General features: G+C 71.5%; 12 protein-coding genes. 7 read left to right on the top strand and 5 right to left on the bottom strand.

Annotated features, from left to right (window positions below; genetic code table 11):
* Nucleotides 1–20 precede the first annotated feature (20 nt).
* A complete protein-coding gene (locus PKF00_RS27270) occupies nt 21–1790 on the top strand; it encodes an asparagine synthase-related protein (protein WP_271220493.1) in 1770 nt (589 codons plus the stop codon).
* Between the two features lie 181 nt (nt 1791–1971).
* Here PKF00_RS27270 and PKF00_RS27275 read toward each other — a convergent pair whose 3' ends face one another.
* Complete coding sequence (locus PKF00_RS27275; RefSeq protein WP_271220494.1) at nt 1972–3099, bottom strand: serine hydrolase domain-containing protein; 1128 nt, start codon at nt 3097–3099, stop codon at nt 1972–1974.
* A gap of 94 nt (nt 3100–3193) precedes the next feature.
* Nucleotides 3194–3547, bottom strand: a complete 354-nt coding sequence (locus tag PKF00_RS27280) for a YciI family protein (RefSeq protein WP_271220516.1) — start codon at nt 3545–3547, stop codon at nt 3194–3196.
* A gap of 336 nt (nt 3548–3883) precedes the next feature.
* Between PKF00_RS27280 and PKF00_RS27285 the strand changes: the two genes are divergently transcribed.
* The 5 genes from PKF00_RS27285 (at nt 3884) to PKF00_RS27305 (ending at nt 8603) form a co-directional block, all read left to right on the top strand.
* Entirely contained in the window at nt 3884–5269 is a 1386-nt protein-coding gene (locus PKF00_RS27285) for a selenium-binding protein SBP56-related protein (protein WP_271220495.1), read from the top strand.
* A gap of 228 nt (nt 5270–5497) precedes the next feature.
* A complete protein-coding gene (locus tag PKF00_RS27290) occupies nt 5498–6097 on the top strand; it encodes a hypothetical protein (RefSeq protein WP_271220496.1) in 600 nt (199 codons plus the stop codon).
* Between the two features lie 214 nt (nt 6098–6311).
* Nucleotides 6312–7199 carry a YndJ family protein gene (locus PKF00_RS27295; RefSeq protein ID WP_271220497.1) on the top strand — a complete coding sequence of 296 codons (888 nt, stop codon included), beginning with the start codon at nt 6312–6314 and terminating at the stop codon, nt 7197–7199.
* Nucleotides 7200–7222: 23 nt separating this feature from the next.
* Complete coding sequence (locus tag PKF00_RS27300; protein WP_271220498.1) at nt 7223–7741, top strand: DUF1990 domain-containing protein; 519 nt, start codon at nt 7223–7225, stop codon at nt 7739–7741.
* Between the two features lie 43 nt (nt 7742–7784).
* Nucleotides 7785–8603 carry a MerR family transcriptional regulator gene (locus PKF00_RS27305; protein WP_271220499.1) on the top strand — a complete coding sequence of 273 codons (819 nt, stop codon included), beginning with the start codon at nt 7785–7787 and terminating at the stop codon, nt 8601–8603.
* A gap of 145 nt (nt 8604–8748) precedes the next feature.
* Here PKF00_RS27305 and PKF00_RS27310 read toward each other — a convergent pair whose 3' ends face one another.
* The 3 genes from PKF00_RS27310 to sigJ all read right to left on the bottom strand — a co-directional run bounded on the left by PKF00_RS27310 (nt 8749) and on the right by sigJ (nt 12096).
* Nucleotides 8749–9705: a diacylglycerol/lipid kinase family protein gene (locus tag PKF00_RS27310; protein WP_271220500.1), complete on the bottom strand. Its 957-nt coding sequence runs from the start codon at nt 9703–9705 to the stop codon at nt 8749–8751.
* A gap of 156 nt (nt 9706–9861) precedes the next feature.
* Nucleotides 9862–11058, bottom strand: coding sequence for an NAD(P)/FAD-dependent oxidoreductase (locus PKF00_RS27315; RefSeq protein WP_271220501.1), 1197 nt, complete (start codon nt 11056–11058; stop codon nt 9862–9864).
* Nucleotides 11059–11151: 93 nt separating this feature from the next.
* The gene (gene sigJ, locus PKF00_RS27320) at nt 11152–12096 is read right to left on the bottom strand and encodes an RNA polymerase sigma factor SigJ (RefSeq protein WP_271220502.1); all 945 of its coding nucleotides are present in this window, start codon (nt 12094–12096) and stop codon (nt 11152–11154) included.
* 307 nt (nt 12097–12403) lie between these two features.
* On the opposite strand from sigJ, the gene PKF00_RS27325 reads away from it, so the two are divergent.
* Nucleotides 12404–12640 (top strand): hypothetical protein (locus PKF00_RS27325; RefSeq protein ID WP_271220503.1); only part of this gene is annotated, 237 nt, incomplete at its 3' end.

Here is a 12640-nt window from a genome sequence, read left to right on the forward strand (position 1 = left end):
GCGACATATGATCCGGGATCATGCGCGTGTATCTCGGCTTGGCCGCCAGGCGTTCAGGAGCCGGAATTCCGGAGACAATGCTGCACACGGTGCGGGCCGCAATCGACGCCGCGTTCCCCGTTCCCTCGGAGGTCGTCAGATCCCGCGAGTGGCACAGGCCCGACGTCTCCATGTTCGCCTGGACCAACGAGCCGGACGACTCCCGGCTGCCGCCGCTGCTGGCCACCGGCCACGACAGGGTGACCGGGGTCAACGGCTACCTGGCCGCGCCGGGCGAGGTCGACCGGCTGGCGAGCACGCCCGAGCTGAGCACGGAGAAGGTCGGCGGGTGCTTCTCGGTCTTCCGCGCGACCAGCACGGAGCTGTCGGCCGCCACCGCGATCCACCGGGTCTGCCCGGTCTACTACGCGGAGACCCCCGACGTGCACGTGATCGGCAGCCGGGCGCTGCTGGTCAGCCTCGCCGCCTTCGGCGAGCGGATCGAGTGGGACCCGCTCGCGTTGCAGGCGATGATCCGGCAGGGCTACTTCCTGTCCGACGAGACGCCCTACCGAGGGGTGAGCGCGCTGCCGCCGTCCTCGACCGTCACCGTCAGGGGCGGCAGCCGGACGATCGCCGAGACCCCCCTCCCCACGGCCGCGCCCGCGCCGACCACGCGCAAACAGCGGAAGACCTTCGTCGAGGGCCTGGCCGACGCCTTGCTCGCCACCGTGGAGCCGCTGCGCGCGACGGGTGAGCCGGTCAACCTCGCCCTGACGGGCGGCCGCGACAGCAGGCTGGTCGCGGCGCTGCTGCACGCCGCCGGAATCCCGCTCCGCGCCACGACCAACGGTCTGGACGGGCACCCCGACGTGATCATCGCCAGGCGGATCGCCAGGGCGCTCGGCGTCGAGCACACGGTCATCCCACCGGTCCGCGCCGAGAAGAAGGACGCGGTCGTGGTCGAGCACCCGCTCGCGCGGACCTACGAGACGCTGCGGACCTGTGAGGGGATGACGTCGGCCTACGAGTCGATCGTCGGCTACCTCCCCTACAACCCCAGGCCGACCATGTCGGGGCAGAGCGGGGAGGTCCTGCGGGCGGGCAGCTTCCTGCTGCTCCAGAGCGACCTGAGCGCCAAGGCCCTGAGACGGCGGGTGGACGCCACCTTCCTGCGGGACCCGGCGCTGTTCACCGAGGCGGCCAACGAGCGCGCCCGCGAGCTGGCCGGGCCCTGGCAGGCGCGTGAGGGACTGGAGGCGCTCGACCACATGTACGTCTCCTACCGGATCGGCCGCTGGCAGGCCGGGTCCAGGGCGGGGTCCCTGCGCAGAGGGGACCCGATCTGGCCCTTCCTCGACAACCGGGTGGTGCGCGCGGCGCTGGGTCTCGACCAGACCTGGCGGCTGTCGGAGGAGGTCGTCTACGAGCTGACCACCGCCTTCGCCCCGTCGCTCCGCAACGTCCCCATCGAGGGCAAGCCGTGGCGGTTCGTCGAGGGCAGGCGCTACTACCCCTGGCAGCGCAGGCCCCGGTTCCTGACCGCGCCGAAGACCGGCGGCGGCTGGAGCTGGCGCACCAGCCCCGGCGAGACGCTGACGGCCGTGCTCCGCGACCACGTCCTCGGCCATCTCGACCTGCTGGCCCCCATCGTCGCCCCCGACGAGGTCCGCAGGCTGTTCGCCGACCCCGTGCTCAAGAAGCCCGCCCAGGCCTGGCACCTCTACACGGTGGCCACCATGCTGTCCGGCGCCTACCCCGGCAAGGCGCCCGAGGGTCTGGAGCCGATCCACGTCCCCATCCCGTCCTGACCCGCTTCGCGGCCTCGCCCCCGTTCCCCGGCCCGACCGGCCGCGCCTGGCCGCCGACCTCGGCTACGGCGACCGGGCCCACTTCGTCCGCGACTTCACCTCGGTCGTCGGCGTGTCCCCCACGGCCTACGCCCGCGCCCGCCTGCTCCAGGGAGCGGACGGACGGGCCGGCGGAGGGGCGTCAGCCGTCGGCGACCGCTTTGGCGATCACCTCGCCGATGTGGCCCAGGGCGGTCGAAGGGCCGAAGGAGGTGAACCTGTTCGTGGTCACCGCGAACGCGATCCCGGTCGCGGTGTCGGCGCACGCGGCGCTCCCTCCGACGCCCGGCATGCCGAACACGGTCGGACGTTCTCCCCGACCGGCCTCGGAGGTCCCCAGGGGATCGGTGGAGTATCCCAGCGCCCACGTGGCGGAGGCCCCCATGATCTCGTCGACGCCGGTGAACGCCACGGCGGAGATCTCCCTGAGTCGCCGGGGTGAGACCAGCCGGACCCCGTCGACCTCGTCCAGCAGCGCGGCGTACATGCGGGCCACCGCCCTGGCGGACATGGTGCCGCCCGACGGGATGTCCGAGGTCAGCACCTCGGGGCGGTTGCCGTACTCCGCGGTCGGCATCACCGCGGCGGGCACGGCTCCGAACATCGGCAGGTCCCTGGGGATGGAGGCGAGCAGTTCCGCGTTGCCCTCGGCGTCCCTGAGCCTGGCCACCCTGCCCAGCTCCGACTCCGGCACGCCGAAGAACAACTCGCCGGCCACGCCCAGCGGCTCGGCGACCTCCTCGCGCAGGACCTGCGAGACGGCCTTGCCGGTCGCGCGGCGCACGATCTCGCCGACGAGGTAGCCGAACGACACGGCGTGGTAGCCCGTCCTGGTCCCCGGCTCCCACCAGGGCTCGGCGGCCGCGAGGATCGCGCACATCCGGTCCCAGTCGGCCAGGTCGCGCACGGTGGTCTCCGCCGGCATGCCGGGGACGCCCGCGGTGTGGGTCAGGGCGTGCCGTACGGTCGCCCTGTCCTTGCCGTGGACGCCGAACTCGGGCCACAGCTCGGCGATCGGGGTCTCGTAGTCGAAGAGCCCGCGTTCGGCGAGCACGTGTGCCACGGTCGCGGTCACCCCCTTGCCCGTGGAGAAGCTGAAGAAGGGCGTGTCCGGTGTGACGGGCCTTCCGGTCTCCGCGTCGGCGACCCCCGCGGCGACGTCGGCCACCGGTTCCCCGTGCCGGTAGACCGCGACCTGCAGGCCCTGCTCGGCTCCTGACGCGATCAGGCGGTCGACTGCTTCCTGGACGGGCTTCTGGATGTCCTTCACGATCTCTTTCTTCCTGTGCTGTGCCGGTGCGGTGTCGGCTGGTCGGAACGCGGCGGCCGGGCGGGCGCCTCCCTGAGGAGAGGCGCCCGCCCGCTCAGATCTCCGCCCCGCCCTGCCCCATGAACGGCCGCACCTCGATGCCGGTGTAACGGGCGTCGGGGATCATGGCGGCCAGCTCGGCCGCCCGCTTCACGCTGTCGCAGTCAACCACGTAGTAGCCGCAGAAGAACTCCTTGGCCTCGGCGTACGGTCCGTCCGTCGAGGCCGGGACCCCGTCCCTGACCCGGACGGTGACGCTGTTGGCAGGGTTGGCCAGCGCCTCGGTGCCGACCATCTCCCCCGACTCGGTGATGGTCTTGATGAAGGCCGCGTGGCCCTCGAAGACCTCCTCGCGCTCCTGCTTCGACAGGGTCTCCCAGGTGTCGGTGTTCATGTAGATCATCAGCATGTACTTCACAGCCGTCTTCCTCCGGTTCGCGACGCCCGCGGCGGGCGTCTTCAGCCATGGGTCGGAGCGGGCGACGGCTTCTCTACATTCGTTGTGAAAAAACCTCCGCGATTTTCGTGACCGTGTCACGCGGCGTCACGTGGCCGCCTCACGGGCTCGAACCCGCGCCCCACCGGGGAGAGAACCCGCTCCCCCGACGCCCTCGCGACCGAGCCGGTCGGCTACCGGGGCCCCACCCTCCTCTCCCACCGGACCGGCTACGTAAAATCACCCCTAGACAGCGGAGAGTTTTCCTACAACATTAGTGGGATATTGATCTCGGCCTAGGAGTCCACCGTGGCACTCATCCAGCCCGATCCCACCTTCTATCCGTCTGCCCGGGAGGCCATGCTGGCCCCGCGGGAGGAACTCGCCTATGTCGCCCTGCTCGACGCCGCCGGACAGGGACGACCTGACGCCCTCGCCACGATCGACCTGTCCGACGGGTCGATCACCAGCGTCAACGACATGCCCGTCGCGGGTGACGAGCTCCATCACTTCGGATGGAACGTGTGCAGCGCCGCCCTGTGCCCGTACGCCCCGCACCCGCACGTCGAGCGGCGCTACCTTGTCCTGCCCGGCCTGCGCTCCAGCAGGATCTACGTGTTCGACGTCAAGGACGACCCCCGGCGCCCCAGGCTCGTCAAGACGATCGAGCCGGAGACGATCTTCGAGAAGACCGGCTACAGCCGTCCGCACACCGTCCACTGCGGCACCGACGCGATCTACGTCAGCGCGCTCGGCAACGTGGACGGCGACGCGCCCGGCGGGGTCTTCACCCTCGACCACGACACCTTCGAGCCCAAGGGGCGCTGGGAGGCCGACCGGGGGCCGCAGGAGCTGCACTACGACTTCTGGTGGCACCTCGGCCACGACACGATGATCACCAGCGAGTGGGGCACCCCCAACCAGATCGAGGCGGGCCCCTCGCTGGACCTGCTGGTCGGCAGGAAGTACGGCCACCGGCTGCACGTCTGGGACCTGACCAAGCGCAGGCACCTGCAGGAGATCGACCTGGGCGACCAGCACCAGATGGCCCTGGAGCTGCGCCCCGCCCACGATCCGACCAAGACCCACGGGTTCGTCAACACGGTCGTCAACGTCGAGGACCTGTCGGCCAACATCTTCACCTGGTACCACGAGGACGGGGCCTGGAAGGCGGTCAAGACCATCACCATCCCGGCCGAGCCCGCCGAGGCCGACCTGCTGCCGGAGCCGCTCAAGCAGTTCGGGGCGGTGCCGCCGCTGGTCACCGACATCTCGCTGACCCTCGACGACCGCATCCTGCTGGTCTCGTGCTGGGGCACGGGCGAGCTGAAGGCCTACGACGTCTCCGACCCTCTCGCCCCTCGCGAGACGGGTTCGGTGCGGATCGGCGGCATCGCCAGGCGCGACCCGCACCCCGCCGCGCCGGGGCGGGCGCTGAACGGCGGTCCGCAGATGGTGGAGACCAGCAGGGACGGACGGCGGGTCTACTTCACCAACTCGCTCTACCGCTCCTGGGACGACGTCTTCTACCCCGACGGCATCTCCAGCTGGCTGGCCAAGGTGGACATCGCCGACGACGGCTCGCTCTCCCTCGATCCGGCCTTCTTCGTCGACTTCGCCGCCGACGGCCGCCGCGCCCACCAGATCCGGCTGCAGGGCGGAGACTCCTCCTCCGACTCCTTCTGCTTCCCCTGACGCCTGCCTCCCTCCCCGTCGGCCCCTCCGATCCGATCCGGGTCCGACGGGGAGGGGCAGGGCCCGGCCTGCCATCTCACGGGGCCGTGAACCCACGGGCCCGCGCACTCACGGAAAGGAAACCGGCGACTCCCATGGCCCCCGTCACCGCCCCGCGGAAGGACCCGAGCAGCGTGGCAGGACTCCGGTGACGGACGAGCGCCCTCCGTCCGGCAGGAGGCGCACCGGATGGATCTGACGTCCGTGCTGATCCTGGTCGGTCTGGGCGCCTTCCACGGCCTGAACCCGGCCATGGGCTGGCTCTTCGCCGTCGCCCTCGGTCTGCAGGAGCGCTCGCGCGCGGCGGTGCTGCGCGCTCTGCCGCCCATCGTGCTCGGCCACGCGGGCTCGGTGCTGATCACTCTCGCGCTGGTGTCCGCGGCGCGTCTGGCCACCCCGCCGAAGGCCGTCTCCTACGGTGTGGCGGCGGTGGTGTGCGGCTTCGGGGTCTGGCGGATCGCACGGCGGCGCCACCCCCGCTGGGTGGGCATGAAGGTGACCTGGTGGCAGCTGGCCGGATGGTCGTTCCTGATGGCCACCGCCCACGGCGCGGGCCTGATGGTGCTCCCGATCACCCTGCGCGGCGGGTACGGCGCCGCCACGCTGGCCTCACAGAGCCTGCTGGCGACGGCGGTCCACACCCTCGCCATGATCTCGACGATCACGGTTCTGGCCCTGGTCGTCTACGAACGACTGGGAGTCGCGGTGCTCCGCAAGGCCTGGTTCAACCTCGACCTCGCCTGGGCGGTCGCCCTCATCGGAGCCGGAGCCTTCGCCGCCTTCAGCTGACCTCCGCCCCGCGCGTCACGGGCCTCCGTCACGCCGCCTGGACGGCCGCTCCTGTCCGGTCGCCGGCCGCGTGGGGGCTGCCCCGGCGGCCCCTCGCGCCCTCTGCGGCCCTCCTCGCCCCGGGCCTCGGGGGGATCGGGCGTTGACGGGATCTTCCCGGCTGTTACCGTGGTCTCACATTCCTTTGAACACGTTCAGATGGAAAGAGGCCGCTGTGCGCCCTTTGCTCAACGTGATTCTGACGACCGGGATGCTCGTGGTGATCCCGGTCGGACTGCGACTCGTCGCCCTGCCGGGAACGCCGCCGGGAAAGCCGCCGGGAACGCTGTCGGGAAGACTGTCGGGACGACTGCCGGGAACGCCGCGGGGGAACCTGCTCCGCCTGTGGTGGCTCGGAGCCGTCCCCGGCGCGGTGTCGCTGTGGATGGAGCGCGGGACGTGGGCCGCCGTCGTGGCGCTGCCGTACGCGGCCGCGACCGTCTGCCTCGTGCTGTGGGGCCTGCTCCGCCTCGGGTCACGTCGTTCCCTCGCCCCCGGTGAGATCGCCGTGCTCACCGCGCTGGCCACCCCGGCCGTCGCCGCGACGGCCCTGGTCGCCGAGCGGCTTGGCCACTCCCTGTGGGGTTTCTCCCCCGGCGTCCTCGCCCTGACCGTCGCCCACTTCCACTTCGCCGGTTTCGCCGCCGCTCTCGTGGCGGGCCTGGTCTGCCGGGCTGCCGGAGACGGCCCGCAGGCCAGGGCTGCGGCGCTCAGCGTGCCCGCGGGCACGCTGCTGGTGCTCGGCGGATACTTCGTCGGCGACTGGTTCGAGCTGGTCGGCGCGGTGGTGCTGACCGCGGGGATGTGGCTGGTCGGCGGGCTGACCCTGGCCGAGGCACGGCGCAGTGGCCCCGACCGCCTGACCCGCGTCCTCCTCGGGGTCTCCGCCCTGGTGCTGACGGTGTCCATGGTGCTGGCTCTGAGCTGGGCCCTGGGCGAGGCGACCGGACTGCCCCACCTGCCGGTGAGCTGGATGGTCGCCACCCACGGCCTGCTGAACGCCTTCGGCTTCGCCCTGTGCGCGCTCTGCGCCTGGCGGCGGCTGCGGCCCGAACCCCTGTGACCCGAACCCCTGTGAGGAGCGAGATGGACCTTCTCGAGCGTTACCGCGACACGGAGTTCTCCTATCCCGACGTCGGCGCGAGCCGTACGGGGGCACCGCCCTCCGGCTACCGGCTCCTTCACCACCGGCGCCTCCTGCGCCCGGGAACAGGCCTGAAGGAGGCGGCCGAGGCTTTGCTCACCTGGCGGGCGCACGCCAGGCTCGGGCTGCGTCCGACGGCGTCCGCGCCCCGGGCGGCCCCGGGAGTGACAGTGGTCTCCAGTCTCGGAGTCGGCCCCCTGCGCCTGCTCGTCCCCTGCCGGGTGGTGTGGGCGGCCGAGGAGGAGGACAGGGCGGGATTCGCCTACGGGACGCTGCGAGGCCACCCTGAGAGCGGAGAGGAGAGTTTCATGCTGGAGCGGATGGAGGACGGGCGGGTGTGGTTCACCGTCCGGGCCTTCACCCGCCCGGGCCGCTGGTACACCCGCCTGGCCCGACCGGCTGCCGGCCTGCTCCAGCAGGCGTTCGCGGTGGCCTACGGCAGGGCCCTGGATCGCCCCTGAGGTTGACCCTGACACCGTGTGAGCCCCTAAACCTGGAAGCACCATGTTCAGTATCGGAGACTTCGCCCAGCTTGGCCGCGTTTCGGTGCGCATGCTGCGCCACTACGACGCGCTCGGGCTGTTGCCGCCCGCCCACGTCGACCCGGCCAGCGGCTACCGCTTCTACCGGGCGAGCCAGCTCTCGCGGCTCAACCGCGTCATCGCGCTGAAGGATCTCGGCCTCACCCTGCAGCAGGTGCGGGAGATCCTCGACGAGGAGGTGACCGTGGCCGAGTTGCACGGGATGGTACGGCTGCGCCGCGCCGAGCTGGAGGAACGGATCGCCGCGGACAGCGCGCGCTTGCTCCGGATCGAGGCGAGGCTCCGAATGATCGAGAGGGAAGGGCACATGAGCGTCGAAGAGGTCGTCGTCAAGCGGGTCGCCCCAATCAGGCTGGCCGAGATCAGCGCCGTGGCGGCGAGCTACGCGCCCGAGGACATCGGTCCCGTCATCCAGCCCCTGTACGGCGAGCTGTTCCCCCGGCTCGAACGGGCGGGGGTGGCGCCGTCCGGGTACGGCGTGGCCCACTACGAGCAGGCGGCGGACGGCACGGTGGTCGTGCACGCCGGAGTCGAGGTGACGGCGGAGCCGTCCGAGCGCCACGACTTCGCGATCGTGGACCTGCCCGCTGTCGAGACGGCCGCCACGATCATCCACCGTGGGGCGATGGACGGGGTCGAGTCGACCTACCAGACTCTGGCCCACTGGATCGAGGAACAGGGATATCGCAGTCTGGGGCTGGCCAGGGAGGTCACTCTCGAGTGTCCCGCCGACGAGGACGGGTGGGTCACCGAGCTCCAGCTCGCCGTGACGACCGGGTAGCCCCGGCCTTCGACCGGCCGGGGCGGAAGTCGTCCGCCCCGGCTCGGGTCCGGGGGCCTCTCACCGGTCCGCCTGCCCGTCACGCCGGTCTCAGCCCGCCTGTCCCACCTGGCCTGCCGATCTGTGCCACCGGCCGGTCGGGGCCCTAGGCCGGCTCCACGGCGGGGCGTTCCTCGGAGGTCAGGAGGACCTCCGCCGACGTCTGGGGGAAGGGGACTCGGACGGTGATCCCGCCCGGCACGACCTTGGCCTTGAGCTCGGTGACGGTGTCCTTCGCTCCGCCGTCCAGCTCGTAGGTCATGGGCGCGCCGAGCTTGACGGCGACCTTGCGTGCCCGGGTCATCCGGACGAAGGGAGATTCGTCCGACCTCCCCGCGCTCATCCGGCCGAGCACCCTGGCCCACTGGATGGGGCCCTTCGCCGTGGTCACGCCGATCTCCAGCCAGCCGTCGTCGGGGCGCGCGTCGTCGAAGGCCTCGATGCCGCCGGTGATGGTGCCGACGTTGCCCAGCAGCAGGCAGCTGGCCTCCCCCTCGAACCACGTCACCCCGTCGAGCTTGACCTCCATCCGCACGAGTTCCCCGCGCACGTGCCGCAGGCCCGTCCAGACGTAGGCGGCCCTGCCCAGTCTGTCCTTCAGCCCACGGTCGGCGTCCTTGATCATCTCAGCGTCGAAGCCGACCCCCGCCATGACGGCGAAGTGCTCGCCGTTGACCTTGCCGAGGTCGAGTTTCCTGCTCTCACCGTGGAAGGCGATCCGCACGGCCTCGGGGAGGTCCTCGGGGACGCCGAGGTTGCGCGCGAAGAGGTTGGCCGTTCCCGCCGGGATGATCCCCATCGGGACGTCCGAGCCCGCGAGCGCGTCGACGCACCGCTGCACCATTCCGTCCCCGCCCCACACCAGGACCAGCTCCGCGCCCTCCTTGAGCGCCCTGCGCGCCCGCTTGGGCGCCTTCTTGCTCTTGGGGACCTCGTACCAGAGCAGCTTGTCCACGCCTTCGTCCGCCAGAAGTCTGCGCAGCTCGTCGAGCCCGCCGCCGAGCGACTTCCTCTGATGGGCGATCACCGCGACCGTGCCGGCCGCCTGCCTCTGCCGCAGCATGGAACCCTCCTGTTGGCGCCGCCTTCCGTACTGGATCCCACGGCTGCCCCCGCGCCCTTCCCGCAAACGTCGGGCCGTTCGCCGTGAGGCTTCCCGAGCTTTCGCCCGTCTTCTTCGCCGGTCGGCGGCAGCGGAGGCGCCCGCCTCGCCTCGTGTTCACGCCGGCGCCTTGACGGCCGGGCCCGCCGTCGCCCGCTCCCGCGTGACGCGGCGGCGCCGGACCGGCAGCCCGAGCGTCGGGTTGGCGACGCCCCAGGCTGCGCCCTTGCAGATGAGCTCCTTGTAGACGGCGGCGAGCCGTCCGGTCAGGACCGCCTGCACGGCGCGGTCGTCGGCGGTGACGTACTGGATCAAGCCCTCCTTGCGTCCCAGTGAGATGCACTGGTTGAAGTAGCGAATCGGCGTGTTCGGGAGCTTCCCGCCGGTCAGGCGCGCCGCGATCGCGTCGGCGGCCTGCCACGCGGTCGGAGTTCCCGAGGCGCACGACATCCGCAGCGGCTTGTCCCCGGGGCCCATCACCATGGCCGCGTCGCCGACGGCGTACACGTCCGGGTGCGAGACCGAGCGCATGCTCCCGTCGACCACTATCTGTCCGGCGTCGGTGACCTTCAGGGCGGTCGCCTTCGCGATCGGGTGGACCGCGAAGCCGGTGGTCCACACGGTGACCGCGGCCGGGATGGCCCTGCCGTCGGCGGTGGCGACGCGCCCGGCTTCGACGCCGGTGACGGCGGTGCGCTCGTGCACGGTGATCCCGAGCCTGCCGAAGACCTTCCGCAGGTGCTCGCGGCCCTTGGGCGAGAGCCAGTCCCCGAGGTCACCGCGGGCGGCGAGGGCGACGTCGAGGTCAGGGCGGGCCTCAGCGATCTCGGTAGCGGCCTCCAGGCCGGTGAGGCCTCCGCCGACGACGACCACGCTCTGCCCGGCGTCGAGGCGGGCCAGGCGCTCGCGCAGCCGGAGTGCCCCGGGACGGCTGGCGATCTCGTGGGCGTGCTCGGCGGTCCCGGGGACGCCCTGGGTGTCCCAGCCACTGCCGAGGGCGTAGAGGAGCGTGTCGTAGGCGAGTTCTTCGGCGCCGTTCGCGCCGACGACGGCGACGGTCCTGCGGTCGACGTCGACGCCGGTGACCTCCGCGAGCCTCAGTTCGACGCCGGCGCCCGCGAACATCTCGTCGAACGGCCGGGGCTTGAGGTCCTGGCCGACCGCCAGCTGGTGCATGCGGACACGTTCGACGAAGTCGGGCTCGGCGTTGACGAGGGTGACGGCGACGTCCTCGCGGCGGAGCCGCCTGGCGAGACGGCCGGCGGCGATGGCTCCGGTGTATCCGGCTCCGAGGACGACGATGCGGTGCTGCATTTCCTTGCTCCTGTCTCGCGCGGGTTCGCCCCTTGAACCGGGCGGCCCGCCGTTTCCTGACAGGAACGCGATGTGAAGCACCTCACACGGCGATCAGAAGGCGTCGAACAGGGGCTCCCCGTGGTCGACGGCCGCCCAGTGCGCGGTCGCGCGCTCGAGCTTGTCGGGGTTGACCTGGTGGCGGAACGCTGCGATGCCCTCGGCGGTGACCTCCAGGCACATGACGCCGACGACCCGGCCCTCCACGACGGCCACGACGGCGGGGTCGCCGTTGGCGGTCCAGGCGTAGACCTTGGGCGCGCCGCCGACCAGGGCGCGCTTGGCCTTGCCGGGTTTGAACAGGCCCCGCAGGAACTTCGCGACCGCGACGGCGCCCTCGAACGCCTTGGCACGGGCCGGGACCTTCCCGCCGCCGTCTCCGATCGAGACGGCGTCCTCGGTGAGCAGGCGCACGAGCGGCTCCGTCCGGCCGCTGGTGGCGGCCGCCAGGAACTCCTCGACGATCCGCCGGGCGGCGGCCTCGTCGACCTCGGTTCGGACCTTGCCGTCCGCGACGTGCTTCTTGGCGCGGTGGAAGGTCTGCTGGCTGGCGGCCTCGGTGACGTCGAGGATCTCGGCGATCTCCCGGTGCGAGTAGTCGAAGGCCTCCCGCAGCACGTACACCGCCCGCTCGTTGGGGGAGAGGCGCTCCAGCAGGGTGAGGACCGCGTACGAGAGCGATTCGCGCTGCTCGGCGGTTTCGGCCGGGCCGAGCATGGGGTCCCCGGCGAGCAACGGCTCGGGAAGCCATTGGCCCACGTAGGTCTCGCGGCGCGCCCGCGCGGAGGTGAGCTGGTTGAGGCACAGGTTGGTGAGGACCTTCGTCAGCCAGGCCTCGGGGACCTCGATGCGGTCGACGTCGACGGCCTGCCAGCGCAGGAACGTCTCCTGCACGGCGTCCTCGGCCTCCCCCGCGGAGCCGAGAAGGCGGTAGGCGATGGCCTCCAGGCGCGACCTGGACGCCTCGAACCGGTCGACGTCGTGCGCGGTCAAGGGCATGTCCCGATCCTAGATCGTGCGAGTCGGCCGTCGCCGCGACGGGCCCCTTCACCGTTCGACACGCCGTCCGGCCTCGCGGACGCGCACAAGCCGACGCGTACCGCGACCGTAGGAAGTTGACGAGGCCGCTCCGGCTGTGACAAGCTGAAGGCGGCACCGAGGTTGACGCTTATAGTATGTGTGGCGATTCGTTTGTCACTTGCGCTATGATGCTCCCTCGCGCCGTCTGTCGACGCCCCCGGGACCTCCCGGGGCGTTTGGCGTGCGCGCAGTCCGATTCCATCCGTGCTCTCCGGAAGGACATCTGTTGGCAGCCTCGCGCAACGCCTCCGCCGTGCCCGCTGGTCCCCGTCGTGTGTCTTTCGCTCGAGTTCAGGAGCCGCTCGAAGTTCCTGACCTTCTCGCCCTGCAGACCGAGTCCTTCGACTGGCTGCTCGGCAACGAGAGGTGGAAGGGGCGGGTCGAGGCGGCTCGCCAGGCCGGGCGCAAGGACGTTCCGGCCCAGTCGGGCCTCGAAGAGATCTTCGAGGAGATCAGTCCCATC

Origin of the sequence: Streptosporangium carneum (genome assembly GCF_027922005.1) — a bacterium.
GTDB lineage: Bacteria > Actinomycetota > Actinomycetes > Streptosporangiales > Streptosporangiaceae > Streptosporangium > Streptosporangium carneum.

Coding starts and splice junctions, on each gene's coding strand:
- sigJ (WP_271220502.1), bottom strand. CDS start 12,096: ATGCCCTTGACCGCGCACGACGTCGACCGGTTCGAGGCGTCCAGGTCG.
- PKF00_RS27310 (WP_271220500.1), bottom strand. CDS start 9,705: ATGCTGCGGCAGAGGCAGGCGGCCGGCACGGTCGCGGTGATCGCCCAT.
- PKF00_RS27300 (WP_271220498.1), top strand. CDS start 7,223: ATGGACCTTCTCGAGCGTTACCGCGACACGGAGTTCTCCTATCCCGAC.
- PKF00_RS27315 (WP_271220501.1), bottom strand. CDS start 11,058: ATGCAGCACCGCATCGTCGTCCTCGGAGCCGGATACACCGGAGCCATC.
- PKF00_RS27290 (WP_271220496.1), top strand. CDS start 5,498: ATGGATCTGACGTCCGTGCTGATCCTGGTCGGTCTGGGCGCCTTCCAC.
- PKF00_RS27280 (WP_271220516.1), bottom strand. CDS start 3,547: ATGCTGATGATCTACATGAACACCGACACCTGGGAGACCCTGTCGAAG.
- PKF00_RS27270 (WP_271220493.1), top strand. CDS start 21: ATGCGCGTGTATCTCGGCTTGGCCGCCAGGCGTTCAGGAGCCGGAATT.
- PKF00_RS27305 (WP_271220499.1), top strand. CDS start 7,785: ATGTTCAGTATCGGAGACTTCGCCCAGCTTGGCCGCGTTTCGGTGCGC.